The organism is Variovorax sp. PBS-H4 (assembly GCF_901827205.1).
Lineage (GTDB): Bacteria > Pseudomonadota > Gammaproteobacteria > Burkholderiales > Burkholderiaceae_C > Variovorax.
This window is the reverse complement of sequence record NZ_LR594675.1, coordinates 5,943,497-5,969,685: the sequence shown is the minus strand read 5'-3', so window position 1 is coordinate 5,969,685 and position 26,189 is coordinate 5,943,497. Positions and strand designations below refer to the sequence as shown.

Here is a 26,189-nt window from a genome sequence, read left to right as displayed (position 1 = left end):
TCGGACATTGCCAGCCGCGATAATCCCCCTACACCGGCCGTTCGATGCCGGCCGTTGTTGCTCTCTGCCCAATGAATCCCAGCTACAAACCCAGCGACGTCGAGTCGGCCGCCCAGGCCGCCTGGACCGCGGCCGACGCCTACCGCGTGACCGAGGACGCGCAAAAGAAGAAGTACTACGCCTGCTCGATGCTGCCGTACCCCAGCGGCAAGCTGCACATGGGCCATGTGCGCAACTACACCATCAACGACATGCTCACGCGCTACCTGCGCATGTGCGGCTACAACGTGCTCATGCCGATGGGCTGGGACGCCTTCGGCCTCCCGGCCGAGAACGCGGCGCTCAAGAATGGCGTGCCGCCGGCCAAGTGGACCTACGAGAACATCGGCTACATGAAGGGCCAGCTCCAGGCCATGGGCCTGGCGATCGACTGGAGCCGCGAGATCGCCACCTGCGACCCCAGCTACTACAAGTGGAACCAGTGGCTGTTCCTCAAGATGCTCGAGAAGGGCATCGCCTACCGCAAGACCCAGGTGGTCAACTGGGACCCGGTCGACCAGACCGTGCTGGCCAACGAGCAGGTGGTCGACGGCAAGGGCTGGCGTACCGGCGCGACGGTCGAACGGCGCGAGATCCCGGGCTATTACCTGAAGATCAGCGATTACGCAGAGGAACTGCTCGAACACACCCAGCACAAGCTGCCGGGCTGGCCCGAGCGCGTCAAGCTGATGCAGGAAAACTGGATCGGCAAGAGCGAGGGCGTGCGCTTCGCCTTCCCGCACGACATCAAGGACGAGCGTGGCGAGCGCATCCAGGGCGGCCGCATGTACGTCTTCACGACGCGGGCCGACACCATCATGGGGGTGACCTTCTGCGCCGTCGCGCCGGAGCATCCGCTGGCGCTGCATGCCGCAAGGGCCAACCCCGAGGTGGCTGCGTTCATCGACGAATGCAAGAGCGGCGGCACGACCGAGGCCGAGCTTGCCACGCAAGAGAAGAAGGGCGTGCCGACCGGCCTGCAAGTGCGGCACCCGATCACCGACGAACCGGTGCCGGTCTGGGTCGGCAACTACGTGCTGATCGGCTACGGCGACGGCGCCGTGATGGGCGTGCCGGCGCATGACGAGCGTGACTTCGCCTTCGCCAACAAGTACGGCATCGAGATCATCCAGGTCGTGCTGGTCGACGACGAGCCCCACTTCGACTACCACCGCTGGCAGGACTGGTACGCCGACAAGGAGCGCGGCGTCACGATCAATTCCGACAACTTCAGCGGCATGTCGCATGCCGAAGCGGTCAAGGCGGTCGCGCATGCGCTGGGCCAGAAGGGCCTGGGCGAGATGCAGACCACCTGGCGCCTGCGCGATTGGGGCGTGAGCCGGCAGCGCTACTGGGGAACGCCGATCCCGATCATCCATTGCGAGGAGCACGGCGCAGTGCCGGTGCCCGAGAAGGATCTCCCGGTCGTGCTGCCCACCGACTGCGTGCCGGACGGCTCGGGCAACCCGCTGCACAAGCACGAAGGCTTCCACGCCGGCGTGCTCTGCCCCGTCTGCGGCAAGCCGGCGCGGCGCGAGACCGACACCATGGACACCTTCGTCGACAGCGCCTGGTACTTCATGCGCTATTGCGATCCGAAGAACGACCAGGCCATGGTCGCCGAGGGGGTGCAATACTGGATGGAGATGGACCAGTACATCGGTGGCATCGAGCACGCGATCCTGCACTTGCTCTATGCGCGCTTCTGGACCAAGGTGATGCGCGACCTCGGGCTGGTGAAGGTGGACGAGCCCTTCAAGAAGCTGCTCACGCAGGGCATGGTGCTCAACCACATCTTCTACCGGCGCAGCGAAAAGGGCGGCAAGGAATACTTCCCGCCCTCGGAGGTGACGCAGGTGCTCGACGCGCAGGGCCGCATCACCGGCGGCACGCTGGCCGACGGCACGAAGGTCGAGTACGGCGGCGTCGGCAAGATGGGCAAGAGCGAGCGCAACGGGGTCGACCCGCAGGACTTGATCGAAAAGTACGGCGCCGACACCGCACGCCTGTACACCATGTTCACCGCGCCGCCCGAGGCCACGCTGGAGTGGAACGACGCCGCGGTGGAGGGCAGCTTCCGCTTCCTTCGCCGGGTCTGGAACTACGGCGTGGCGCTCGGCACCGCGCAGGCCGCGGTGCCCGAGGGTGAGGAGCTCGACCTGGCCTCGGTGGACCCGCGCTCGGCCTTCGGCGGGCAGGCCAAGGCATTGCGCCGCGAAGTCCACACCGTGCTGCGCCAGATCGACTACGACTACCAGCGCATGCAGTACAACACCGTGGTGTCGGGCGCGATGAAGCTGCTGAACGCGCTGGAGGGCTTCAAGTCCGACGGCAGCCCCGGTGACAGCGCCGCCGCGCGCGAGGGCTTCGGCATTCTGCTGCGCTGCCTCTACCCGGCCACGCCGCACGTCACGCACGCGCTGTGGCACGAACTGGGCTACGACAAGCTGTACGGCACACTGCTCGACGCACCCTGGCCCGAAGTCGACACGATCGCTCTCGAGCAGGACGAAATCGAGCTGATGCTGCAGGTCAACGGCAAGCTGCGTGGCTCGCTGCGCGTGCCCGCCAATGCCAGCAAGCCCGAGATCGAGAAGATCGCGCTGGCCAGCGAAGCCTTCGCCAAGCATGCCGAGGGCGCCGTTGCCAAGCGCGTGATCGTGGTGCCGGGCCGGCTGGTCAACGTGGTGGTATGAAGGGCAACATGAACACATCGATCCGGGACGACGGTTGCCTGTCGCGCCGTGCCCTGCTCGCCGCGGCGCTCTCTGCAGCGGCGCTCGCCGGATGCGGTTTCGAATTGCGCAAGGCGCCGGACTTCGCGTTCAAGTCACTGGCGGTGCCGGGCACCTCGGCCTTCGTGAACACGCTGCGTCGCCAATTCCGCGCCGCGGGCAATGTCGAGCTGGTGCCGATCGAGGAGCAGCAGCGCGCCGACGCCGTGCTGGACGTGCTGTCCGAGTCCCGCGGCAGCGCCGTGCTCTCCACCAATTCCGCCGGCCAGGTGCGCGAGCTGCAGCTGCGCCTGACGATGCGCATCCGGCTGCGCACGCCCGGCGGCAAGGAACTGATGGCGCCGACCCAGATCGAGCAGACCCGCGACATCACCTACAACGAAACCGCCGCGCTGGCCAAGGAAAGCGAGACCGAGCTGCTGTATCGCGACATGCAAGCCGACATCGCGCAGCAGACACTGCGCCGGCTCGCGGCCGTCAAAAGCCTCTGATGCAGCTCGCCGCAGCCCAGCTGGAAGCCCACTTGCAGAGGGGGCTGAAGCCGCTTTACGTCATCCACGGCGACGAGCCGCTGCTGGCGCAGGAAGCGGCCGATGCGATCCGCGCGGCGGCGCGCCAGCAGGGTTACACCGAGCGCAGCTCGTACACCGTGGCCGGCGCGCACTTCGACTGGAGCGCAGTGCTGGCGGCCGGGGGCTCGCTCAGTCTTTTTGCCGAACGGCAGATGGTCGAGATTCGCGTGCCTTCCGGCAAGCCCGGCAAGGACGGCAGCGCGGCGCTGCAGCAGATTGCCGAAGCCGCAGCGGGCAACGACAGCACCCTCACGCTGGTCCTGCTGCCACGCCTGGACAAGGCCACGCGCACGGGCGCCTGGTTCGCTGCCCTCGAGAGCCACGGCGTCAGCGTGCCCGTGGAGACCATCGACCGCGCTGCGCTGCCGCAGTGGATCGCGCAACGGCTGGGGCGGCAGGCGCAGCGGGTGAAGGGCGGCGAAGAGGGACAGCGCACTCTGCAGTTCTTCGCCGACCGTGTCGAAGGCAACCTGCTGGCCGCGCACCAGGAGATCCAGAAGCTCGCGCTGCTGTACCCCGCTGGCGAACTCGGCTGGGAACAGGTCGAGGCCGCGGTGAACAACGTCGCCCGCTACGACGTCTTCAAGCTCTCCGAGGCGGTGCTTGGCGGCAACCCCCGGCGCGTGGCACGCATGCTCGACGGCCTGCAAGCCGAGGGAGAAGCCGAGGTGCTGGTGCACTACACCCTGGCCGAAGACATTCGTTCGCTCAAGCGGGTGAAGGACGCGATGGCCGCCGGCCGTCCGCTGCCCATGGCACTGCGCGAAAACCGCATCTGGGGCCCGCGCGAGCGTGCCTTCGAGCGCGTGCTGCCGCGGCTGGACGAGCGGGCACTCGCCCGCCTGCTGCGCGCCGCCCATGTGGTGGACGGCATCGTGAAGGGGCTGAAGCAGCCCGACTGGCCGGCCAGCGGCTGGCAGGCGCTGCAGCGGCTCGCGCTGATGCTGTGCCGCGCCTGTACCGCGCCGGCGAGGGGCTGACCTCCCGGCGTTGCTGATTCGGGAACCCGGCGTTTCCATGCAAGGCCAGTTCCGCGGGCCTCGCGTGGGAAAATGGAAGGCATGAATGCCTTCAACGTCAACGAAACCATGCAGGCCCTGGGGTTGCAGGCCAAGGCGGCCTCGGCCCGGATGGCGAAGGCCCCCGCGGCGACCAAGAACCAGGCGCTCAGGACACTGGCGCGCCGCCTGCGTGAGAGCGCCGAAGCGCTGGCGCCGGCCAACGCGCGCGACATTGAACGCGCCCAGGCGGCCGGCCTCTCGGCGCCGATGGTCGATCGGCTCAAGCTGACGCCCAAGACCATCGAGACCGTGGCGCAAGGCTGCGAGCAGCTGGCCGCGATGCCCGACGTGATCGGCGAGGTCATCGGCATGCGGCAGCAGCCCAGCGGCATCCGCGTGGGCCAGATGCGCGTGCCGATCGGCGTCTTCGGCATGATCTACGAGAGCCGCCCGAACGTGACCATCGAGGCCGCCAGCCTGGCGATCAAGAGCGGCAACGCGGCAATCTTGCGCGGCGGCTCGGAGGCGATCGAATCGAACAAGGCCCTGGCGGCGCTGGTGGGCGAGGCGCTCGCGGAGGCCGGCCTGCCGGTCGAGGCCGTGCAGCTGGTGCAGACCACCGACCGTGAGGCGGTGGGCCGGCTCATCGCCATGCCCGAGTTCGTGGACGTGATCATCCCGCGCGGCGGCAAGGGGCTGATCGAGCGCATCAGCCGCGAGGCCAAGGTGCCGGTGATCAAGCACCTGGACGGCAACTGCCATGTCTACGTCGACGAGACAGCCGAGCTCGACATGGCGGTACGCATCGTCGATAACGCCAAGACCCAGAAGTACAGCCCCTGCAACGCGGCAGAAGGCCTGCTGGTGGCAGCCTCGTTGGCCGAAAGCTTCCTGCCCGAGATCGGCACCATCTTCGCGGCCAAAGGGGTCGAGATGCGCTGCGACCCCGCTGCCGCCCGCATCCTGCGGGCCGCTGGCACGCTGCCGGCGGGCGCGCGGGTGGTCGACGCGGTCGAGTCCGACTGGTCGGAGGAATATCTCGCGGCCGTCATCAGCATCAAGGTGGTGGAGGGCGTGGACGAGGCCATTGCCCACATCAACCGCTATTCCAGCCACCACACCGACGCCATCGTCACCCGAGACCACTTGCATGCCCAGCGCTTCCTGCGCGAAGTGGATTCGGCCAGCGTGATGGTCAACGCCAGCACCCGCTTCGCGGATGGCTTCGAGTTCGGGCTGGGCGCCGAGATCGGCATCAGCACCGACAAGTTCCATGCGCGCGGGCCGGTGGGCATCGAGGGGCTGACCTCGCTCAAATACGTGGTGCTGGGGCAAGGGGAAGTGCGGAGCTGACAAAGCCGGCATCCGCACGAGAGGGTTTCTCGCGTCGTTCGCTGCCGGCGTAGGCGAGGCGGCTTGTCATCCATCCCTGCACCCCCAAATCCTACAATTCCACTCCACCTTTCGTTGCAGAACACCCATAACAAGGCCGCCTCATGGTCCCCCATCTCGTCACCGCCCTGACCGGCCCGATCAACGAACTCGAGCAGCGCATCCTCGACTCCATGCCGGCCATCGAACGCTGGTTCCGGCTCGAATGGATGGAGCACACCCCACCCTTCTACAGCTCGGTGGACATCCGCAATGCCGGCTTCAAGCTGGCGCCGGTCGACACCAGCCTTTATCCGCGCGGCTGGAACAACCTCACCGACGACATGCTGCCGCTGGCGGTGCAGGCCGCGCAGGCCGCGATCGAGAAGATCTGCCCCGAGGCGCGCAATCTGCTGGTCATCCCCGAGAATCACTCGAAGAACACCTTCTATCTGGCCAACGTGGCGCGCCTTGTGAAGATTTTTCACATGGCCGGACTCAACGTGCGGGTGGGCTCCATCGACCCCGCCATCAAGTCGCCCAAGAAGATCGAGTTGCCGCACGGCGAGAGCGTGTGCCTGGAGCCGGTGGTGCGCGGCCGGCGCCGCCTGGGGCTCAAGCATTTCGACCCCTGCACCATCCTGCTCAACAACGACCTGTCGGCCGGCACGCCGGGCATCCTCGAAGACCTGCATGAGCAGTACCTGCTGCCGCCGCTGCATGCCGGCTGGTCGGTGCGCCGCAAGAGCAACCATCTCCACAGCTATGAGGAAGTGTCCAAGCGCTTCGGCAAGCTGCTGGGCATCGACCCGTGGCTGATCAACCCCATGTATGCGCGTGCGGGCGGCGTCGACCTGGCGGAAGGCAAGGGCCTGGACGTGCTGACGAGCCATGTCGATGCGCTGCTGACCAAGATCCGGCGCAAGTACAAGGAATACGGGATCAACGAGAAGCCCTTCGTCGTCGTCAAGGCCGACAACGGCGCGGACCCGATGGGCGTGATGACGGTGCGCGACCTCAAGGACCTGGAGGCCTTCAATCGCCGCGCTCGCAGCCGCTCGGCCGCCGCCAACGACGAGGTGCGGATCGCGAGCGACCTGATCGTGCAGGAAGGCGTGCTGACCAACGAGCGCGTCCACAACGGCGTGGCCGAGCCGGTGGTCTACATGATGGACCGCTACGTGGTCGGCGGCTTCTACCGGGTGCACGCGGAGCGCAGCCCGGACGAGAACCTCAATCTTCCGGGTGCCAGCTTCGTGCCGCTGGCTTTTTCGGAGAGTGCGCACTTACCTCAGCCGGGCGCCAAGCCGGGAGCGAGTGCCCCGAACCGCTTCTATATGTATGGGGTGATCGGACGGCTGGCCATGGTGGCCGCCAGCTACGAGATGGAAGCGACCAATCCGGATGCCGAGACGTACGAATGATTTCTTAGTCCGGCCTTGCGGCGGGTCCGGGTGGCGGCAAAATAGCGACCCCACAGCAACGCAGAAAACATGAGGGCGGAGGGCGACGCGTAGGCCGCATGACCATACGACGCGCCACGGCATGCATCCACGCCGCACGCCCTCGTTGTGCACCCGATTTCCGTGTCTCCGACCAAATCCTCCTCCCCCGCGCTGATCCTCGCGGCCATCGGTGTCGTCTATGGCGACATCGGCACCAGCGTGCTGTATGCGGTCAAGGAGGTGTTCGGCCACGGCCACGTTCCGTTCACGTTCGAGAACGTCTACGGCATCCTGTCGATGTTCTTCTGGACGCTGACAGTGATCGTCTCCCTCAAGTACGTGGTGCTGGTGCTGCGGGCCGACAACGAAGGTGAGGGCGGCCTCGTCGCAATGCTGGCGCTGGCGTCGCAGGCGGTGGTCGACAAGCCGCGGCTGCGCCAGGTGCTGCTGGTGGTCGGCATCTTCGGCACGTCGCTGTTCTATGGGGATGGCGTCATCACTCCCGCGATCTCCGTGCTGTCGGCGGTCGAGGGCCTGGAGGTGGTGTCGCCGCACTTCAAGCACTACGTGATCCCCATCACGCTGGTCGTGCTGTTCGGCCTGTTCGCAGTGCAGAAGCACGGAACCTCCGGCATCGGCCGCTTCTTCGGGCCGGTCACGCTGGCGTGGTTCGCCGTCATCGCGTTGCTGGGCGTCTCGCAGATCATCACGCACCCGTCGATCCTCAAGGCCATCAGCCCGCATTTCGCCCTGCGCTTCATGTGGAACAACCCGGGCACCAGCTTCATCATCCTCGGCGCGACGGTGCTGTGCGTGACGGGTGCCGAGGCGCTCTACGCCGACCTCGGCCATTTCGGCAAGCGGCCGATCCGCATCGCGTGGTTCTCGGTCGTCATGCCGGCGCTCACGCTCAACTACTTCGGCCAGGGCGCCTTGCTCCTGGAGAACCCGGAGGCGGTGAAAAACCCCTTCTTCATGATGGCGCCCGAATGGGCACTGATCCCGCTGGTACTGATAGCGACCTCGGCCACGGTGATCGCCTCGCAGGCGCTGATCACCGGGGCGTTCAGCGTGACGCGCCAGGTGATCCAGCTGGGCTACCTGCCGCGCCTCAACATCGAGCACACCAGCGTGCGCACCGCGGGCCAGATCTACATCCCGTTCGTCAATTGGGGGCTGTTCGCCGCCATCGTGCTGGCGGTGGTCATGTTCCGTTCGTCGAGCAATCTGGCCGCGGCCTACGGCATCGCCGTCACCACCGACATGCTGATCACCACGGTGCTGACCTTCTTCGTCATTCGCTACGCCTGGAATTACCCGTTGGCGCTGTGCATCGCGGCAACCGGCGCGTTCTTCCTGGTCGATTTCCTGTTCTTCGCCTCCAATCTGCTGAAGCTGTTCGAAGGCGGCTGGTTCCCGCTGCTGATCGGCGGTTCCATCTTCATGCTGATGCTGACCTGGAAGGAAGGCCGCCGCCTCATGGGCCAGATGCAGATGGCCGAGGCCATCGACCTGCGCAGCTTTCTCGACTCGGTGTTTGTCAGCCCGCCTGCGCGCGTGGACGGTACCGCGGTTTTCATGACCGCCGAGCCGGGCGTGGTGCCCAACGCGTTGCTGCACAACCTGAAGCACAACAAGGTGATGCACGAGCAGAACCTGTTCGTCACCGTGCGCAACCATGAGGTGCCGTGGATCCCCATGGACAAGCGCATCGAAATGGAGCCGCTCGGCCACCACTGCTGGCAGGTGGTCGTGCACTACGGTTTCAAGAACGACGTCGACCTGCCGCGCGCGCTCGAGCATGCGCGCCTGCGCGGCTGCCAGCTCGAACCGATGACCACGAGCTACTTCCTCTCGCGCGACGTGGTCATTCCCACACTCGGCAGCGGCATGGCGCCCTGGCGCGAGAAGCTGTTCGCGCAGATGCACCACAACGCCAGCGGGGCCGCCGGATTTCTGGGCCTGCCAAACAACGCGGTGGTGGAGCTCGGTTCGAAAATCGAGATCTGACGAGATCCGGGTCCTGCTTCCGCCACCATGCGCTTCTTCAAGGATCTGAGCCTCGCGTCCTTCACCGCGGGTTTCGTCGCCGTGCTGGTGGGTTTCACGAGCTCCGTGGCCATCGTGTTCCAGGCGGCGCAGGCCTTCGGGGCCACGCCCGAGATCATCAGCTCATGGATGTGGGCACTCGGCCTCGGCATGGGACTGACCTCGGCGGTCACGTCCCTGTGGTGGCGCAAGCCCGTCATGATCGCCTGGAGCACCCCCGGCGCCGCCGTGCTGGCAGTGGCCGGGGCTGGCTACGGGATGGGCGAGGCGGTCGGGGCCTTCATCGTCTGCGCGCTGCTGATCACGGTGGCCGGCGCCACCGGCTGGTTCGAGCGCGTGATGAACCGTATTCCAATGGCCCTGGCCTCGGCGCTGCTGGCCGGCGTGCTGGCGCGCTTCGGGCTCGAGGCTTTCCTGGCCGCGCGCACCGCGCTCCCGCTGGTGCTGCTGATGCTCCTCTGCTACCTGGTGGCGCGGCGCCTGCTGCCCCGCTACGCAGTGCCGCTGACGCTCCTGGCCGCGGTGGTCTTCGTGGCGGGGCGCGGCGAGCTGGCCTGGAGCGCCGTCCATTTCAGCGCGGCGGCGCCGGTGTTCACCCTGCCGGTCTTCAGCTGGCAGGCGGTGGTGAGCCTGGCGCTGCCGCTTTTCGTCGTCACCATGGCCTCGCAGAACCTGCCGGGCGTGGCCGCGATCCGGGCTGCCGGCTATGAGCTGCCGATCTCGAAGCTCATCACCATCAGCGGCCTCGCCACGCTGGTGCTCGCGCCCTTCGGCGCCTTCGCCCTCAACCTGAGCGCGATCACCGCGGCCATCTGCATGGGCCGCGAAGCGCACGAAGACCCTGCGCGGCGCTACACCGCGGCCGTGAGCTGCGGTGCCATCTACGTGGTGATCGGCCTCTTCGGTGCGGCAGTCACCGGGCTGCTGACCGCCTTTCCAAAGGAACTGGTTGCCGGCATTGCGGGGCTGGCGCTGCTGGGCACGATCGGCAGCGGCCTGGCCGCCGCCGTGCGCGACGAATCGCACCGCGAAGCCGCGCTGATCACCTTCCTGGTCACGCTCTCGGGCCTGACGCTCGCGGGCATCGGCTCGGCCTTCTGGGGCGTGGTGGCGGGGGCACTCGCGCTCGCCATCCAGCAGCTCGGCCGCAAACCCTCCGCCTGCAGGGACATCGCACCTGGCTGCAAGATCAAGCAAGATCACCGGGCCGCCGCGACCGCCGGAAGCGCGGCCCGTCCTTCTTCGACCGCCGGAAAGACATCCTGATGCACATCCTCTTCGTTGCCGATCCGCTCGAGCATTTCAAGATCTACAAGGACACGACCTTCTCGATGATGCGCGAGGCGCAGCGCCGCGGACACAAGGTCTCGGCCTGCGTGCCGCAGGACCTCACCTGGCAGCGCGGCCGCCGCGTGAGCGCAAAGGTGCGCGAGGTCGTGCTGACCGGCGAGCAGCAGCCCTGGTTTCGCGAGAACGCCGTGATCGAGCGCCCGCTGCACGCCTTCGACGCGGTGCTGATGCGCAAGGATCCGCCCTTCGATGCCGAGTACATCTACGCCACCCACCTGCTGGAGCAGGCCGAGCGCGAGGGCGCGCGCGTCATCAACAAGCCACGCGCCCTGCGTGACCATCCCGAGAAGCTCGCCATCATGGAGTTCGCCGAATACACCACGCCCACGCTGGTCACACGCGATGCGGCAGCGGTGCGGGCGTTCCATGCCGAGCACCAGGACATCATCCTGAAGCCCCTGGACGGCATGGGAGGCATGGGCATCTTTCGCGTGCGGGCTGACGGGCTGAACCTTGGATCGATCGTCGAGACGCTCAACATGAACGGCGCGCAGACCATCATGGTGCAGCGCTTCTTGCCCGAGATCACGCAGGGCGACAAGCGCATCCTCGTGATCGGCGGCCAGCCCGTTCCCTACAGCCTGGCCCGCATTCCACAGGGCAGTGAGGTCCGAGGCAATCTCGCCGCCGGCGGCAAGGGCGTCGCGCAGCCCCTCACCGACCAGGACCGGCGCATCGCCGAGGCCATTGGGCCGGTGCTCAATGAACGCGGGCTGCTGCTGGTCGGCCTCGACGTGATCGGCAACGCGGTGACCGAGATCAACGTGACGAGCCCGACCTGCTTTCAGGAAATCACGGAGCAGACCGGCTTCGACGTGCCGGCGATGTTCATCGACACGCTCGAGGCCGAGCTGCGCTGAGGCTTCAGATCGGTTGCGTGTCGCCCGTGCCTGCCGTTGCCGGACTGGGGGTGATGGGCCCTGTGCCCTCGCCGTAGGACGAGACGGATGCCTGCTTCTGCGACTGGATCCAGTCTTGCCTCTGCCGCGCGCCGGGGTCCTGCGCCGATCGGTCTGCCTCGGTGTCCCATTCGCCGCGGTCGTACGCGCCGACGGGCTCCGTCGTGCGGCCAGCCGCTTCGGACACGGCGCTTTGCACCTGGTCCAGCTTCTCCTTGCCGGCGCGCGTCGCGTCGTCGACCAGCTTGTCGCTGGTGCCGCCCATCCATTCGTCCTCCTGCCTCGTGCGCGGCGCTGCCGCCGCGAGCACCGCGCCGAGCGCAAGTCCTATCGCGCCCAGCGCAAGCGGCTGCTCGTTGACGAGGTGGTCGTAGCCCGAGCGGACTTTCTGGGCGCCCTGCCGCGTTGCCTCGCTGACCTGCGCAGCACGCGCGCGAGCTGCATCGGCTGCCTGCGACAGACCCTGTGAAGTCCGCTGGGCCGCATCGCGCGTCTGGCTTGCCAACTGGCTTGCCGCGTCTCCGACCTTTCCGCTCAATTCGCCAGCGCGGCTGCGCAGTCCGTCCACGCCTTCGGCGGCGCGAGAACGTGCCTCTTCTGCCGCCGAGCCGATGGCGTCACCCAAGGCCCTCCCGTCGGTAACGCTGCTGCCGGAGCGGCCGTTGGTCATCATCATCCAGGCCAGTCCCACGCCCACGAGCGCCAACGGCAGCGGCTGCTCCTTGGCGGCCCGGCCGAGGTTGGAGAGGTATTCACGGGCGCCGTTGTCGCGCAGGTAATCGACGCCCTGGTCCAGGAGGCGCCGCGGCTCGAGCCTGCGCTCGAGCAGCGTCAATGTCCGGTCCAGGTCGGCGCGTGTGTGCTGGATGTCGGCCTGGATCTGTTCAGAAGTGCGATCGCCGTGGTTCATACGTGCTCCTTGACCATGTTGGTGTCGCGCCGCAGCGAATCCATGGTGCGATGGGGTGTGAGCTTCTTCATGTCGAGCGCCTTGATGCCGCCCGACACCATGATGAAGCCGATGACGATCACCACCAGCCCGACGATCGCCGGGGCGAGCCACGCCGCGATGTCTGGTGGGAGCAGGGGCGCGAGTGCATTCACCGCCGCCTGCAGCAGCACGATGAATCCCGCGAACAGCACCGCGCCGCCGATGGCAATGGCACCGGCGCTCACCGCGGCGTGCGTCGTCTTCTCGGACAACTCGGCCTTCGCCAGCTCGACCTCTTCCTGGACCAGCGCCGTCGAGTGGCGCCAGAGTTCGCTGAAGAGGCCGCTGACCGACTCGGTATCGCTTGACCGGCCGTAGCGGGTGTCTCGATCGGAAGGCGTCATTTGCGGCCGGTCTGGCGCGGTGACGGTGGAACTTGCAAGTGTCTCGTTCATCATGACTCCTTCACGATTGACTGGCTTTCATGAAACGAACGGCGAGGAAGCCGGTCGCAAGCGCGAGTCCGAAGAAGGCCACGGGCTGCGCACGCGCGAACGACTCCATGTCGCGCATCATCACGCTGACGTCCTTGTTGCGCAGCGCGTTCGAAAGGCGGTCCAGTCCGTCTGCCGCCGAGCCGGTCAGCCCGAGCAGCGGATCGTCGCCAGAGCGGCTTTGCGCTGCATTGCGAAGCGCACCTGCGACGTGGTGCAGCTCATCGGCGGCGACGTCCTTTTTTTCGTTGGCCAATGACTGCGCGCTGTCCTTGGCGTCCTCGAGCAACTTGCCCGCGCGCGCCTTCGCTTGCTGCGTCGTCGAGCCCTCGGACCAGCTCGAGCGCCCATCCCCGGACGTGCCATCCGAAGTGTCGAAGTTTCTGTCTTCGTTGGTTGAATATGAAGCTGTGGACATGAAAACTCCTGGTTCCGGGCCGGCATGGCCCACAAGGGCGGCTGCGTTGCGAAGCGAGTAACTCGCCGTCGTGCGGGGCCCTGTGTAGCTGCCAGGAGGACGAAGGTGTAGGAATGAATACCTATTGCTGATGAGCTCCGGCCCGAAAACGATGCGCGCGTGCAGCGTCGGCAGGCGGCCCTTCGGATGCCGCGGGCGCCGGGCCTGCGGCCGTTCAGGACCTGCGCTGCCCGTCGACGAAGACCGCCAGCTCCCCCGACGCGAAGGGCGTCCAGGTCTCGTTGAGGGTCAGGGGCGCGGTCACGACCACCGCGACGCGATCGTCCGGCGTGGTGTGCTGGGCGAAGTCGACGGACAGGTCTTCATCCGAGAGCTCGGCCGTCAGGAACGGGTGGCGCCGCTCGATGTACCAGAGGTTCGTCGAGGCATGGGACCACAGCGCCTGTCCGTTGGAAAGCATGAAGTTGAAGGTGCCGTGGCGTGCGAAGCGCGGCGCCAGCTCGCGCAGCGTGAGCGTCAGCTCGTCGACAGTGGGCACGCCGGCGTGCGACTTGGCCAGCTCCTGCATGATCCAGCAGAAGGCGTGCTCGCTGTCGGTGCTGCCCACCGGATGAAAGTTGCCGTGCAGCCGCGGACGGAAATCCTTCAGGTCGCCGTTGTGCGCGAACACCCAGTAGCGTCCCCACAGCTCGCGCACGAAGGGGTGGCAGTTCTGCAGGTTCACCGCGCCTTGCGTCGCCTTGCGGATGTGGGCGATGACGTTGCGGCTCTTGATGGGGTAGCGCCGGATCAGCTCGGCCACCGGCGACTCGCAGGCCGGCTGGTGGTCGACGAAATGCCGCAGGCCGCGGTCTTCGAAGAAAGCGATGCCCCAGCCGTCGGCGTGGTGATCGGTACGCCCGCCGCGCTGCGCGAACCCCGTGAAGCTGAAAGTCACGTCCGTCGGCGTGTTGCAGTTCATTCCGAGAAGCTGGCACATGCGGGTGATTAGAACGCACCACGGCTTCAGGGCTCGCGCTTTTCCCGGAGCTGCCAGGCGGCGCAGATCGCCAGCGCGCACAGCCCGGCCAGCAGCAGGAACACCTCGTCGAAGGCCGCGAGCCGCGCCGTGCTGGTGGCCGCGTTTGCAAGCGAATCGCCATGCGCGGCGAGCCGCCATTCGAGCACGATCGCGCACAGGCTCACGCCGGCGGCACCGCCCAGCATGCGCAGGAAGTTGATCGCGCTGGCCCCCTGCGGGATCAGCGCCCGTTCCAGCGGGCGCATCGACCCCAGGTTGAGCGAGGGCAGGATGAAGCCCAGCCCCACTCGCCCGATGACCGCGAACGCCGCCAGCAGCCAGATCGCGCTGTCCAGCCGCAGCACCAGCATCAAAGCGAAGGAAGCGGCCAGCAGCGCGAGGCCGATGCACACCAGCAGCCAGGTCGGCTGCCGGTCGGCCAAGCGCCCGACCCCCGCGATGGTGACGGCCAGCACGATCCCGGCCGGCAACAGGATGGTGCCCACGTGCGAGGCCGAAAGATGCAGGCCGACCTGCATGTAGACGGGCAGCAGGTAGGTCGAACCGAACAGCGCCGTGCCGTAGATGAAGGCCACGATGCTGCCCATGGCGAACTGCCGGTGCTGGAACAGCGCCAGGTTCATCAGCGGCATGCCGCCGCTGGCCGCGAGCCGGCGCTGCCACGCGATGAAGGCACCGAAGGCCAGTCCCGCGCCGGCGAGCAGCGCCGCCGCCTGCAGTGGCGCATCGCCGCGCATCTGGACCAGGCCATTGAGCAGGCACAGCGTGCCGGCCGTGCCGAGCGCCAGCCCGCCCCAGTCCAGGCTGCTGCTGCGCGAGGCGATTGCGCCACCGGGCGCGGTGACCGGCACGAACTTGTAGGCCATCCAGATCGACGCGATGCAGAACGGCACCACCATGAAGAAGATCGAGCGCCAGCCGAACAGGTCTACCAGCACGCCGCCGATGCTCGGCCCGACGGCCGGCGCCAGCACCACGCCCATGCCGAAGATGCCGCTGGCGCGGCCCTGTTCGTGCGGCTCGAATGCACGCAGGATGATGATGGCCGGGATCGGCTGCACCACCCCCGCCGCCAGCCCCTCGGCCACGCGCGCGGCCAGCACCAGCGGGAAGTGGTTGGCCAAGCCGCCGCTGACACCGCCCACCAGCAGCAGCAGCATGGTGCCGACATAGGTGCGGCGATAGCCGTAGCGCGAGAGCAGCCAGGGCGTGGTCAGCATCGAGACCGTCATCGCCACCATGAACCCCGAGCTGACCCATTGCGCGCGCTCCTGGCCCAGCTCGAAGTGGTGGCTCATGTCCGGGATCGCCACGTTGACGATGGTCGAGGACATGATGGAAGCCATCACCCCGATCATCACCGAGAGGAGGAGGAGCCAGCGGTAGCGCGTTCCGTAGCGGGCACTGAGGGAGAGGGGTGAAGGTGGTGTGTCGATCATCGTGCGGCAGCTGTTCGGCTGTCCTACAAGGATACGGGCATTGCAGACCCGGCCGCCGAGCCCGCCGCCTCGACAATGGCCCGTTGTGCTTTCCGCAAACCACGCCAAGGTGAAGAGAGGAGCAATGGAATCCGTCACCGACGACAACACAGCCGCAGGCGCCAGCGCCGAGGGCGCGCCCACGCTGGCCGCCGAGCTGAAGGCGCCGACCGTCACCCGCGCCTACCAGTGCCAGTGTGGCCGTCCCGTGTTCCTGCGCAACAGCGAGTGCCTGGCCTGCCACACGCCGTTGGGCTACGTCGCCGAGCACCTGGGCGTGGTGCCGCTCGCGCCGGACACGCGCGAGGGCGCCGAGCCCGACACCTACACCGTCTTCCATGATCCGCAGGGCAGGGCGTACCGCCGCTGCGACAACCTGCTGACGCCGGCCGCCTGCAACTGGATGGTGCCTGCGCCGCGAGAGGGCGACGGTCCGTCTTTCAACACCGACGGGCTGGTGCCTGGCCTCTGCCTGGCCTGCAGCGTCACGCGCACCATCCCCGACCTTTCGATCGAGGGCAACGGCGAGCTGTGGCGCAAGCTGGAGCTCGCCAAGCGCCGGCTGGTCTCCCAACTGCTCGCGCTCGAGTTGCCGGTCGTCACGCGGCTGGCCGATCCGGTGCACGGCCTGGCCTTCGACTTCCTCGGCAATGTGCCCGGGGAGGCGCATGTGATGACCGGTCACCAGATGGGCGTGATCACCCTGAATGCCGAGGAGGCGGAAGACGCCGTGCGCGAGCGCATCCGCGCCGAGATGCGCGAGCCCTACCGCACCCTCGTGGGCCATTTCCGGCACGAGATCGGCCACTACTACTGGGACCTGCTGGTCCAGCCCACTCGATGGCTCGAGCCCTTTCGCCAACTCTTCGGAGACGAGCGTGCCGACTACGCGGCGGCGCTGCAGGCGCATTACGAGAACGGCCCGCCGCCGGACTGGGCCATTCGCTTCGTCACCAGCTATGCCAGTTCGCATCCGTGGGAAGACTGGGCCGAAACCTGGGCCCACTACCTGCACATGGCCGACACCGCCGACACGGCGATGAGCTTCGGCGTCGATGCGCAGAACGTGGAACTCACCAGCGATCTGTTCGAGCTCTCGGACCTGTGGCAGCCCGAGCATCCGGAGGCTGGCGAATTCCTCGCGTTCCTCAACGGCTGGGTGCGTCTGACCAACGTGCTCAACGAGCTGTCACGCAGCATGGGCCAGCCGGACTACTACCCGTTCGTGCTGCCGCGCGCGGCGGTGGGGAAGCTGCAGTTCATCCACGAAGTGATTTCGGAGCAGCGCCAGCGCGGCACACAGCCGCAGGAGCCCCTCACCGGGGCGTCCGCGCCCGAACAGGCGGACGCCCAGGCCGAGCCGATGCCGGAGCCTGCTACCGCGCAGCCGGAGCCGCCGCAGCTGCCGCCGTAGCGCAGCGCGCGCAGATGCAGGCCAGGCCGCGCGATTCAGCTGGCAGCCGGTCGAGCACGCCCGGTGAGAACTCGGACTGCATGCACCAGCACGTCCCCTGCGGCTGGCCTGTCTCGCGTTCCAGCTCGAGCGCGCAGCGATTCGCTTCGCCGCACAGCGGGCAGCGCGAGGCGTCGATGTCCGGCTTCGCGCCCATCACTTCCCGATCTCGAAGGCCGGCAGCTTCTTCGCGACGCATTGGTTCTGCATCGTCACGTACACCGGCAGGCCATCGCGGTACGCCGGATAGTCCTCACCCTGGATCAGCGGCAGCAGGTAGGCGCGCCCCTTCTCGCTGATGCCGTAGCCATCGGCAGAGATGTAGTCGCGCGGCATGAACTTCTCGGCGTTGGCCACCTGGTCGAGCGGTGCGCTTCCGATGCGGTAGGCGTAGGGCGCGTCGGATGTGCGCTCGATGCAGGGCATCACCGCGTTCTTTCCTTCGAGTGCGAGCTCGACCGCGCGCTGGCCCAGCTCGTAGGCCTGGCGCACATCGGTGGCGGATGCGATGTGGCGCGCAGAGCGTTGCAGGTAGTCGGCCACCGCCCAGTGGAACTTGTAGCCCAGCGCCTCCTTGACCATTTGCGCCACCACCGGCGCTGCGCCCCCGAGCTGTGCGTGGCCGAAGGCGTCCTTGCTGCCCTGCTCGGCGAGAAAGCTGCCGTCGGGATGGTGCGCCCCTTCCGACACCACCACCGTGCAGTAGCCGTGGTGCTTGACCAGCGCATCGACCCGCGCGAGGAACGCCGGCTGGTCGAAAGGAATTTCGGGAAACAGGATCACCACCGGGATGCCGTGGTCCGCCGCCAGACCGCCGGCCGCTGCGATCCAGCCGGCGTGGCGGCCCATCACCTCCAGCACGAAGACCTTGGTCGAGGTCGCGGCCATCGAACGCACGTCCAGCGAGGCCTCGAGCGTCGAGACCGCGACGTACTTCGCGACCGAGCCGAACCCGGGGCAGCAGTCTGTCAGCGGCAGGTCGTTGTCGATGGTCTTGGGCACGTGAATGGCCTGCAGCGCATAACCCATCGACTGGGACAGCTGGCTCACCTTGAAGCAGGTGTCGGCCGAATCCCCGCCGCCGTTGTAGAAGAAGTAGCCGATGCCGTGCGCCTTGAAGACCTCGATCAGCCGCTCGTATTCGCGCCGGTTCTTCTCCAGCGACTTGAGCTTGTAGCGGCAGGACCCGAAGGCGCCCGCCGGCGTCGTGCGCAGCGCCGCGATCGCTTCGGCCGATTCGCGGCTGGTGTCGATCAGCTCCTCCGCCAGCGCGCCGAGGATGCCGTTGCGCCCGGCGTAAACGGTGCCGATGCGGTCGGCGTGACGGCGGGCCGTCTCGATCACCCCGGCAGCGGAGGCGTTGATCACCGAGGTGACGCCACCGGATTGGGCATAAAAGGCATTGAGGGGCATGGTGTGAACTCCTGGAATCCAGCCATTGCAAAGGTGCCGGGCGCCGCCGGATGCAAGCGCGAAGGCTGCTGCATTCTCGCGCAGCCCTTCGGCTTGCGCGACCCGGCGTCGAACCCGTGGCTGGATCGGGCGATCTTGCCCGCCCGCATTGCAAGCGCCTCACTCAAGCCGTATCTGCAGCGCGTCGATCGTGCGTTTCCATACCGCGCGGTCTTCGCGGATGAGCGTGCCGAAGGCTTGCGGCGTCATGGCCAGCGGCTCGGTGCCGTCCGCGTTCATGAAGGCGATGACCTCGGGCTGCGCGAGCACCTGGTTGAAGGCGCCGTTGAGGCGGCGGATCACCGCGTCTGGCGTGCCGGCCGGGGCCACCAGCCCATACCAGATGGACAGCCCGAGCTCAGGAAACCCGGCTTCTCCCACCGTCGGAATGCCAGGTACTGCGGGGACGCGCTTGCGGCTGGTCACCGCGAGGCCGCGCAACTCGCCCGCGTTGACGCGCGCCACGGAGGTCGAGATGCCGTCGAAGTAGAGGTGGATGTCGCCGCGGGCGAGTGCCAGCATCGCCTGGCCGGAGCTCTGGTAGTGGATGGGGACCAGGCCCGGCGCGCGCCTCTCGAGCAGGCCGCCCAGCATGTGATTGGAGCTGCCCACGCCGAGCGTGCCGTAGTTCACCATGCCGGGATGCGCCTGCGCATAGGCTGGCAAATCGCGCAGCGAGGAGATCGGCGTCTGCGGGTTGACGCTGAGCATGAAAGGCACGGCCTGCAGCGCGGCGACGGGCACCAGCCTGTCGGGTGCGTAGGTCAGGCTGCGCTGCAGGTTGGGATTGACTGCCAGCGTGGTGGAGGTCGCGAGCAGCAGCGTGTGGCCGTCCGGCGGGGCGTTCTGCACGGCGAGCGCGCCGATGGCAGTGGCCGCCCCGACTTTGTTCTCGACCACGATGGGCTGACCCAGGATGTCCTTCGCCCGCTCGGCGATGCGCCGGGTGACGATGTCCGCGCCGCCACCGGCGGGATAGGGCACGACGATGCGGATCGGCGTCCCGGTCGCGCCCTGGCCCCAGGCAGCCGTGCCGACGGCCAGCATCACCGCAGCGAGCAAGGTCCGGCACGAGGCGCGGCGGGTCGGCAGGGCGGGGGAGATCGAGCGTGTCATGGCGGTAGCTCCAGAGAGGCAGCGGAACATCGGGGGGCAGGGGGCGTGCGGCTATTTGTCGGTCGCGTAAGTCGCCGCGTAGCGGTCGGCCAGCAGCTTGCCGGAGGCGATCGGGGCGTAGCGGGCGCCCTCGCCAATGCAGCTGGGGATGCACTCGATGAGTGCGTCGTAGTTGGGCATGCAGAAGTAAGGGATCGAAAGCCGGCGCGCACGCGCGCCGGCGCCCTCGGGCGGGTTGACCACGCGGTGCATCGTGGAGACGAAGCGGTCGTTCGTCCAGCGCATCATGATGTCGCCGATGTTGATCACGAAGGCACCCGGGATCTTCGGCACGTCGAGCCAGCCTCCGTCGGGCAGCATGACCTGGAGTCCACCGGGTGCGTCGTCGATCTTCAGCACCGTGATCGCCGTCGTGTCTGAATGCGCGCCCGAGCGCTCCTCGCCCTTTTCCGGCGGCCTTTCGAGCGCGGGGTAGTGGATGGTGCGCAGGATGCTGGTGTGGCGGTCGATGCGTGACGCGAAGTAGGCGGGGTCGAGGTCCAGCACGTCCGCGAAGATGCGCAGGATGTCGGCAGACAGCCGCTCCATCTCGCGGTAGTAGGCCGTCATTGCGGGGCGCAATGCCGCAGGCCTTGCGGGCCAGAGGTTGGGCATGAAGTTGTTCCCGGCCTCCGGGCGCGTGTAGTACGGGTCGTCGCTCACGTCCAGTGGCCCGATGGCGAAGCTTTCGTGCAGCGAAGGCTTGAGCGTCGGATCGATGTGCTTGCCGATCGTCTTCACACCCATCGCGCCATAGCCCTTGTAGGCCGTGCCGGCAGGCTTGCGAATCCGGTTCTTCTCCTCCAGCGGCAAGTCGAAGAAGGCCATCGCCTCCCGATACAGGGCGTCGACCACGGTGTCCGGCACGCCGTGGCCGGTCACGACGAGGAAGCCAAGGCCCTCGCAGGCCTGCTGCACCGCCGCCGATACTTCGCGGCGACCTTGCGGCGAGCCGCGGGAGAAGGGCGCGATGTCGATCACCGGGATCGCGTGCGTATTGCTTTCCATGACGACGCTCATGCGAAGGTCTCCTGCGTTGGATCGAGAATGGCGGCGCATGTCCGCCTGCGTGCAATCGATCCTAGTTGCGCCAGCCGCGCGTGGAGCATCGTGCAGGTCCCCGGCATGAATATGGACGAAACCCAGTATGAAACCGACTAATGGCGCGCCGGCTTCACACCAGCGCTCACTGCGCGGCCGGCCCTTCGGCGTGGAGATCCAGCACCTGCTCGCCTTCCTCTCCATCTACGAGGAACGCCAGGTCACGCTGGCCGCGCAGCGCCTGGGGCGCAGCCAGTCGGCGCTGAGCCATTCGCTGTCGCGCCTGCGCGAGCTGCTGCGCGACGAGCTCTTCGTCTTGCGCGGCGGGGAGATGTGGCCGACCCAGGTCGCGCAGCAGCTCCATCCCACGATCCAGTCCGCCGTGGCACTGATCGACTCGCTGCACGAGGAGCGCCGGCTCTTCGACCCGCTGCACGACGGCTTCGAGCTGCGCATCGGAATGACCGATTACGCCGAGCGCGTCTTCTCGCCGCGCCTGTGGATGGCCCTGGAGCGGCGTGCCCCCGGCGTGCGCCTGACCGTGCGCGCCATCGACCGCTATGCCGCGGAAGGCATGCTGCTCGGCGATGCAATGGACATGGCGATCGTCGGCAATCCGGTGCTGGCCGATGCCGCCGTGCAATGCGACGAACTGCTCGCCGACCCGTATGTGGTCGCATTCTCGCGGCGTGCCCACGGCGCCGGCATGGACCTGCCCGCCTACCTGGCGGCGCCCCACCTGCGCGTTGCGGTGGGGCAGGGCGAATACAGCGCGGTGGATGCGGTGCTCAAGGCAGCGGGGCACCGACGGGACATCCGCTGCATCGTCCCGAGTTTCCTGCGCGTGCCGGCCATGCTGGAAGGCTCGGGTCTGGTCGCCACGCTCGCGCGCGGCGTGTTCTCCGATCCTGAAGGGAGTGCGGCCAAATCCATCGTGCTGCAGCCGCCGCCGTTCGGGATCGACCCGGTGCGGATCGTGCTCCTGTCGCGCGGCTCCGAGCGGGCCTCGAGTGCGCAGCGCTGGGTGCGCGACCTGATCCTCGGTCTGCTTTCAGCGCCCTGCTAGCCCATCCGGGCGAGCGCCCACGTCAAGCCGGGGACATTCCGTGCGACCGCAGCCGCCAGAGTGACCGCGCAGGTTGCTCCTGCGGCGTCGGCACCGCCGGCTGCGGGCCCGACACCGTGATGCACGAGGGCTCCAGCGCCGACACCAGCAGGCGCCGGTGCTGGTCGCCTTCGAATCGCTCGCCCGGTGCCAGCACGATGTCGCGCAGATCATGGTCCACCGTGACCCACACGCTGCCGCTGCGGCATTCGATTTCCACACCGGCTGCATCGGGCAGCGTGAAGATGGTGCGCTTGGCCAGGCTGAGCTGGAAGCAGGCGGGGGTGGTGTTCATGGCGGACTCCTTTGCATTCGGCTCTGGAATGAATATAGTGGGCCGAAGGTCCGTCGTCACACGGTCATATGGAACTCGTTGCATGCGTCCAGAGAATGCCAGGCCACCTGTCGAAGGCACCGGGCTACCGCCCCTGGAGCTGCTGCGCAGCTTCGAGGCCGCGGCGCGCACCTTGAGCTTCACGCACGCAGCTGCCGAGCTCTCCCTGACCCAATCCGCCGTCAGCCGGCAAATCCAGCAGCTCGAGGCGAGCGTTGGCGTGCTGTTGTTCGAGCGCCGCCATCGTGCGCTGGCACTCACCGAGGCGGGCGGCGTGCTGCAGCGTGCCGTCGTCGAAAGCCTGGAGCGCCTGCGCGACGCCACGGCGCGATTGCGGGCAGCGCCGGTGCTGCGCCAGGTCGCCATCACCTGCACGCCGGGCTTTGCGTCCTTCTGGCTGATCCCGCGGCTCGCGCGCTTCACTGCCGACCACCCGCGCGTCGATGTGCGGCTTTCTGCCACGCTGGAGGTGCTGGACCTGGAGCGCAGCCGCATCGACGTGGCCGTGCGCTTCGTGCCGCTCGAGCGCGGCACCGGCCCTGCCCTTTTCGAGGAGTCGGTCATCCCGCTGTGCGCCCCGAAGGTCGCCGATCTGCTGCGTTCGCCGGACGACCTCGTCGAACAGACGCTGCTGACCATCGACATGCCCAAGCACAACGACGCACCCACGGTCGACTGGGAGCCTTGGCTCGAGGTCATGGGGCTCACCGGCCTGCGCATGAAGAATTCCCTGCGCTTCACCCTCTACACCGACGCCGTCGCTGCGGCCGTGGCGGGCCAGGGCGTGGTGATCGGCCGTTTGCCGTTGCTGCGCGGCCTGGTGGAAAACGGCAGCCTTGTGGCGCCTTTCGGCACCGACGTGGCCTCGCGCCGGGCTTATTTCATCGAGAGCGCCCGTCGTGCGGCACAGAACGCCGACGCACAGGATTTCATCGGGTGGCTGCGCGCCGAGGCCGAAGCCGCGCAGCGCGCCTGACGCGCATCAGCGCTGCGCCACCGGCGTTGCGCCGACCGGCGTGCCTATACCGAACACCGCTGCGAGCGGCCGGGTTTCCGGCAGCACGTAGACCACGCCTGGGTGTCTGCCGAGCGTTGGCTTCACGTGCGCATCGTAGAAGGATGCCGGCACGTTGATGCAGCCATAAGAAATCCGGTTGTCCTCGACACTGGGCGTCGCGAGCCGCTGCAGACGGCGCTCGGCCGGGTTGGTGGCACGCACGCGGTGCATCGAGACTGCGGCGTCGTAGTCGACCCACACGATGTCTTCGCCCTGCAGGTTGCGGCCCGGCTCGGTGGCAAAGCGGCCGGCCGGTGTCGTGCGTTCTTCCGGCCGGATCTGGGCCATGGGACGATCGCCGATGCCGGGCACAGTGTCGTCGCCGCGCGCCAGGCCGAGAAGGATCGGCGCTGACGCCCGCTCCTTTCCATGCGCATCGAAAACGTGGACGCGCGCGCCTTTCTTGTCGACCACGGCGAAGGGCGTGCCCTGGTTGTCGCCGGTGGTGCGCACCCACTGGACCAGGCTTGCAAGCTCGCCCTGGGCCCGCGCCGGCACTGGCAGCGCCAGCGCAGCGGCGACCAGGGCCAGCGCGAGGAAGCCGGGTGCCGCGGCGCGCGCGGTCGGCGACCTTCCCATGGCGCTCAGTTCCGGTCAGCGCGCGCCATGCGCGTGTTGCCGGAAGACCTTGGCATCGTCGTGTCGGCCGAAGACATCCTCCCGCTGGCCGAGGTGCTGCCGCTGGCCGTGGAACCGGAGTTCATCGTGCCGGAGCCCTGTGCGGCAGGGGTGCCGGTGGTGCCCATGGGTGTGGTGCCCTGTGTGCCCTGCGTGCCCTGCGCCTGCTGGCCGGCACCGGTTGCGGGATTGGGCGAACTGGTGGTGGGCGGGTTGCCCTGGGCGACGGCAAAGCCTGCACCTGCAATGGCCAGGGCGGCAACCGACGTTTTCAGCGCGTCACGGAACGTGAGGGAAGTCATGAGCAATCTCCTTGAAGGTGGATGGTTCTGATCGGTCACTGGGGCCCCAGTGTTTGCAAACGTAAACACATGAATGCCCGCCCGGGTCGGCAGGGCCCGCGCATGGCTGTAGGACGAGGAGGGAGCACGCCGCAGGCTGTATCGCCCGCTAGGCATGGCGCGGCGGCATTACAGTTCGGGTCCGCGCCGCTTCGTGCCGCAACTGGCCTGGGAGGGCCCCACATCCATGACTTCGAACACAGCAGACACCGAAACCGCTTCGTTGCCGCAGCCCGCGCAGCCGATGAAGGAACCTCAAGCACGCGCCGGCCGCAGGCGCCGGCGTGCCGGCCCCGCACAGCAGGAGTCGAATACGCAGCAGCCGGCGCAGGGCAAGCAGCCCGTGCGTCCCCGCAAGACCCACCCGGTGCTCGAGCGGCTGTTCGAGCTCTACCCCGGCCTGTTCGGCGCCCGCTTCCTTCCGCTGAAGCTCGGCGTGTTCGAGGACCTGCTCGCGGCGCACGCCGACGAATTCAAGCGCGAAGACCTCAAGGTCGCGCTCGGCCTGCACGCGCGCTCCACGCGCTACCTAGAGGCCGTGGCCGCGGGCAAGGCACGCCATGACCTGAACGGCATGCCCGTGGAGCCCGTCGCGCCGGAGCATGTGCACCACGCGATCCTCGAAGTGTTCCGCAGGCGCCAGGAGCGCAGCAGCGAAGACCTGCGCCCGCAGTTGCGCACGCGCTTGATGGCGGCCATCGAGACATCAGGACTCTCGCGCGAGGACTACATGCTCGCCGTGCGCAGCAACGACGAGACGGCCAACGCAGTTCTCGACGAGGCCTTTGCAGAGTTGGGCGCGCGCAATGCGAAGCGCGAGGCACTGCGCCGCGCCTTCGAAGCCAGCGGTCGCAGCGTCGCCGAGTTCGCGGAGATGTACGGGATGGATCCGGCGGAGGTCAAGCGAACGCTGGGCGCTGCGCGCGTGCGGCCCGAGCCACCGGGCGCCGCCTGACTCGCTGCCGTCGAATGCCTCCGGGCGACGTGGCGCTTCAGCTCGGCGTTGCCAGCTTCAGCCCGACGATGCCCGCGAGAATAAGCGCGAGACTGGCGATGCGCCCGGCAGTTGCGGGTTCTGCGAACAGCACGATGCCCAGGATGGCCGTTCCGATCGCACCGATGCCTACCCAGACAGCATAGGAGGTGCCGACGGGAAGGGACTTCATGGCAATACCCAGCAGCACCACGCTCAGGACCATGGAAGCGAGAGTGAAAAAGCTGGGCCAAAGCCGCGTGAAGCCTTCGGTGTACTTCAAGCCGATGGCCCACCCGACCTCCAGGAGGCCTGCAATGATCAGAAGTATCCAGGCCATGAGCGTTGCCCCGAGTGATGAACAAGCGCGCGATTGTCTCCGCGGCCAAAGAGTCCCGCCGCGTGCGGGGGCTTGCGAGCGCGGCTACCGAGCGCCTGGGCTCATCACGGCTTCGAAGGAATCGAATAGGTGCCCACGGCGTGCGCCACCACATCGCTTCTCCCTTCCGAATAGAGGCTGACCTCGCCCACCGCCAGCGAGCGCCCCAGCTTGATGAGCTTGCAGACGCCGACGACGCGCGCGCTCGCCTCCGGCTTGCGAAGAAAGTTGATGTTCAGGCTGGTGGTCACCGTCAACGGAACGATGCCGATCTCACCCAGGATCGCCACGTAGAGCGCCACGTCGGCGGTGGCCATGAGCACCGGGCCGGAGACCGTGCCTCCAGGCCGCAACTCAGCGGGGCCCACCTCGTGCGCAACCGTCGCGCCGGCATTGCCGGCTTCGAGGACGGTGCACTTCGTCTGGGGAAACTCGCGTGCAATGAATGCTGCGATTTCTTCCTTGGTGGCCGGCATGT

At 67.6% G+C, this 26,189-nt stretch carries 26 protein-coding genes; 12 read left to right on the top strand and 14 right to left on the bottom strand.

All coding sequences use genetic code 11. From position 1 onward, the window contains the following. Positions 1–71 precede the first annotated feature (71 nt). The 8 genes from leuS to gshB all read left to right on the top strand — a co-directional run bounded on the left by leuS (position 72) and on the right by gshB (position 11,422). Positions 72–2,735 carry a leucine--tRNA ligase gene (gene leuS / locus E5CHR_RS28410; protein ID WP_162583119.1) on the top strand — a complete coding sequence of 888 codons (2,664 nt, stop codon included), beginning with the start codon at positions 72–74 and terminating at the stop codon, positions 2,733–2,735. 8 nt (positions 2,736–2,743) lie between these two features. After that, complete coding sequence (locus tag E5CHR_RS28405; RefSeq protein ID WP_162583118.1) at positions 2,744–3,265, top strand: LPS-assembly lipoprotein LptE; 522 nt, start codon at positions 2,744–2,746, stop codon at positions 3,263–3,265. Further along, positions 3,265–4,326, top strand: a complete 1,062-nt coding sequence (gene holA, locus E5CHR_RS28400) for a DNA polymerase III subunit delta (RefSeq protein WP_162583117.1) — start codon at positions 3,265–3,267, stop codon at positions 4,324–4,326. Before E5CHR_RS28405 ends, holA begins: the two co-directional genes overlap by 1 nt. 81 nt (positions 4,327–4,407) lie before the next feature. Further along, entirely contained in the window at positions 4,408–5,700 is a 1,293-nt protein-coding gene (locus E5CHR_RS28395; protein ID WP_162583116.1) for a glutamate-5-semialdehyde dehydrogenase, read from the top strand. A gap of 143 nt (positions 5,701–5,843) precedes the next feature. After that, positions 5,844–7,142: a glutamate--cysteine ligase gene (gshA, locus tag E5CHR_RS28390; protein WP_162583115.1), complete on the top strand. Its 1,299-nt coding sequence runs from the start codon at positions 5,844–5,846 to the stop codon at positions 7,140–7,142. A 162-nt stretch (positions 7,143–7,304) separates the two neighbouring features. Further along, positions 7,305–9,173, top strand: a complete 1,869-nt coding sequence (locus E5CHR_RS28385; protein ID WP_162583114.1) for a potassium transporter Kup — start codon at positions 7,305–7,307, stop codon at positions 9,171–9,173. Between the two features lie 27 nt (positions 9,174–9,200). Next, on the top strand, positions 9,201–10,478 hold the full coding sequence (locus tag E5CHR_RS28380) for a benzoate/H(+) symporter BenE family transporter (RefSeq protein ID WP_162583113.1): 1,278 nt from the start codon (positions 9,201–9,203) through the stop codon (positions 10,476–10,478). Further along, complete coding sequence (gene gshB / locus E5CHR_RS28375; RefSeq protein ID WP_174255760.1) at positions 10,478–11,422, top strand: glutathione synthase; 945 nt, start codon at positions 10,478–10,480, stop codon at positions 11,420–11,422. The genes E5CHR_RS28380 and gshB overlap by 1 nt, the downstream gene beginning before the upstream one ends. Positions 11,423–11,426: 4 nt before the next feature. Here gshB and E5CHR_RS28370 read toward each other — a convergent pair whose 3' ends face one another. The 5 genes from E5CHR_RS28370 to E5CHR_RS28350 all read right to left on the bottom strand — a co-directional run bounded on the left by E5CHR_RS28370 (position 11,427) and on the right by E5CHR_RS28350 (position 15,764). Beyond that, on the bottom strand, positions 11,427–12,371 hold the full coding sequence (locus E5CHR_RS28370; protein ID WP_162583112.1) for a DUF3618 domain-containing protein: 945 nt from the start codon (positions 12,369–12,371) through the stop codon (positions 11,427–11,429). Beyond that, entirely contained in the window at positions 12,368–12,847 is a 480-nt protein-coding gene (locus E5CHR_RS28365) for a phage holin family protein (RefSeq protein ID WP_197893880.1), read from the bottom strand. Before E5CHR_RS28365 ends, E5CHR_RS28370 begins: the two co-directional genes overlap by 4 nt. Before the next feature lie 10 nt (positions 12,848–12,857). Then, positions 12,858–13,304: a hypothetical protein gene (locus tag E5CHR_RS28360; protein WP_162583111.1), complete on the bottom strand. Its 447-nt coding sequence runs from the start codon at positions 13,302–13,304 to the stop codon at positions 12,858–12,860. 214 nt (positions 13,305–13,518) lie between these two features. Continuing rightward, positions 13,519–14,283, bottom strand: a complete 765-nt coding sequence (locus tag E5CHR_RS28355) for a class II glutamine amidotransferase (protein ID WP_162583110.1) — start codon at positions 14,281–14,283, stop codon at positions 13,519–13,521. Positions 14,284–14,309: 26 nt separating this feature from the next. Then, entirely contained in the window at positions 14,310–15,764 is a 1,455-nt protein-coding gene (locus tag E5CHR_RS28350) for an MFS transporter (protein ID WP_162583109.1), read from the bottom strand. A gap of 124 nt (positions 15,765–15,888) precedes the next feature. On the opposite strand from E5CHR_RS28350, the gene E5CHR_RS28345 reads away from it, so the two are divergent. Then, the gene (locus tag E5CHR_RS28345) at positions 15,889–17,217 is read left to right on the top strand and encodes a zinc-binding metallopeptidase family protein (RefSeq protein ID WP_162583108.1); all 1,329 of its coding nucleotides are present in this window, start codon (positions 15,889–15,891) and stop codon (positions 17,215–17,217) included. Here the strand turns inward: E5CHR_RS28345 and E5CHR_RS28340 are convergent. From E5CHR_RS28340 to E5CHR_RS28325, 4 genes are all read right to left on the bottom strand, one after another. Then, positions 17,180–17,413 carry a cysteine-rich CWC family protein gene (locus E5CHR_RS28340; protein WP_162583107.1) on the bottom strand — a complete coding sequence of 78 codons (234 nt, stop codon included), beginning with the start codon at positions 17,411–17,413 and terminating at the stop codon, positions 17,180–17,182. The two genes, E5CHR_RS28345 and E5CHR_RS28340, sit on opposite strands and share 38 nt — an antisense overlap. Next, positions 17,413–18,669: a 6-phosphofructokinase gene (locus E5CHR_RS28335; RefSeq protein ID WP_162583106.1), complete on the bottom strand. Its 1,257-nt coding sequence runs from the start codon at positions 18,667–18,669 to the stop codon at positions 17,413–17,415. The genes E5CHR_RS28340 and E5CHR_RS28335 overlap by 1 nt, the downstream gene beginning before the upstream one ends. Before the next feature lie 159 nt (positions 18,670–18,828). Then, entirely contained in the window at positions 18,829–19,824 is a 996-nt protein-coding gene (locus E5CHR_RS28330) for a Bug family tripartite tricarboxylate transporter substrate binding protein (protein ID WP_162583105.1), read from the bottom strand. Between the two features lie 51 nt (positions 19,825–19,875). Beyond that, the gene (locus tag E5CHR_RS28325) at positions 19,876–20,883 is read right to left on the bottom strand and encodes an isopenicillin N synthase family dioxygenase (protein ID WP_162583104.1); all 1,008 of its coding nucleotides are present in this window, start codon (positions 20,881–20,883) and stop codon (positions 19,876–19,878) included. Between the two features lie 127 nt (positions 20,884–21,010). Between E5CHR_RS28325 and E5CHR_RS28320 the strand changes: the two genes are divergently transcribed. Beyond that, positions 21,011–21,970 carry a LysR family transcriptional regulator gene (locus E5CHR_RS28320; RefSeq protein ID WP_162583103.1) on the top strand — a complete coding sequence of 320 codons (960 nt, stop codon included), beginning with the start codon at positions 21,011–21,013 and terminating at the stop codon, positions 21,968–21,970. Between the two features lie 22 nt (positions 21,971–21,992). Here E5CHR_RS28320 and E5CHR_RS28315 read toward each other — a convergent pair whose 3' ends face one another. Beyond that, the gene (locus E5CHR_RS28315; protein WP_162583102.1) at positions 21,993–22,304 is read right to left on the bottom strand and encodes a DUF2917 domain-containing protein; all 312 of its coding nucleotides are present in this window, start codon (positions 22,302–22,304) and stop codon (positions 21,993–21,995) included. Positions 22,305–22,386: 82 nt separating this feature from the next. Between E5CHR_RS28315 and E5CHR_RS28310 the strand changes: the two genes are divergently transcribed. Continuing rightward, the gene (locus tag E5CHR_RS28310; protein ID WP_162583101.1) at positions 22,387–23,319 is read left to right on the top strand and encodes a LysR substrate-binding domain-containing protein; all 933 of its coding nucleotides are present in this window, start codon (positions 22,387–22,389) and stop codon (positions 23,317–23,319) included. A 6-nt stretch (positions 23,320–23,325) separates the two neighbouring features. On the opposite strand, the gene E5CHR_RS28305 is transcribed toward E5CHR_RS28310, so the two are convergent. Together E5CHR_RS28305 and E5CHR_RS28300 are read right to left on the bottom strand one after the other, a co-directional pair. Further along, complete coding sequence (locus tag E5CHR_RS28305) at positions 23,326–23,979, bottom strand: L,D-transpeptidase (RefSeq protein ID WP_443083103.1); 654 nt, start codon at positions 23,977–23,979, stop codon at positions 23,326–23,328. Positions 23,980–23,984: 5 nt separating this feature from the next. Further along, a complete protein-coding gene (locus tag E5CHR_RS28300; RefSeq protein ID WP_162583100.1) occupies positions 23,985–24,320 on the bottom strand; it encodes a proteophosphoglycan ppg4 in 336 nt (111 codons plus the stop codon). Positions 24,321–24,546: 226 nt separating this feature from the next. Between E5CHR_RS28300 and E5CHR_RS28295 the strand changes: the two genes are divergently transcribed. Further along, positions 24,547–25,314: a ProQ/FINO family protein gene (locus E5CHR_RS28295; RefSeq protein WP_162583099.1), complete on the top strand. Its 768-nt coding sequence runs from the start codon at positions 24,547–24,549 to the stop codon at positions 25,312–25,314. A 37-nt stretch (positions 25,315–25,351) separates the two neighbouring features. Here E5CHR_RS28295 and sugE read toward each other — a convergent pair whose 3' ends face one another. Beyond that, positions 25,352–25,672, bottom strand: coding sequence for a quaternary ammonium compound efflux SMR transporter SugE (sugE, locus tag E5CHR_RS28290; protein WP_162583098.1), 321 nt, complete (start codon positions 25,670–25,672; stop codon positions 25,352–25,354). 104 nt (positions 25,673–25,776) lie between these two features. Beyond that, positions 25,777–26,187, bottom strand: coding sequence for a PaaI family thioesterase (locus E5CHR_RS28285; RefSeq protein WP_162583097.1), 411 nt, complete (start codon positions 26,185–26,187; stop codon positions 25,777–25,779). Positions 26,188–26,189: the final 2 nt, after the last annotated feature.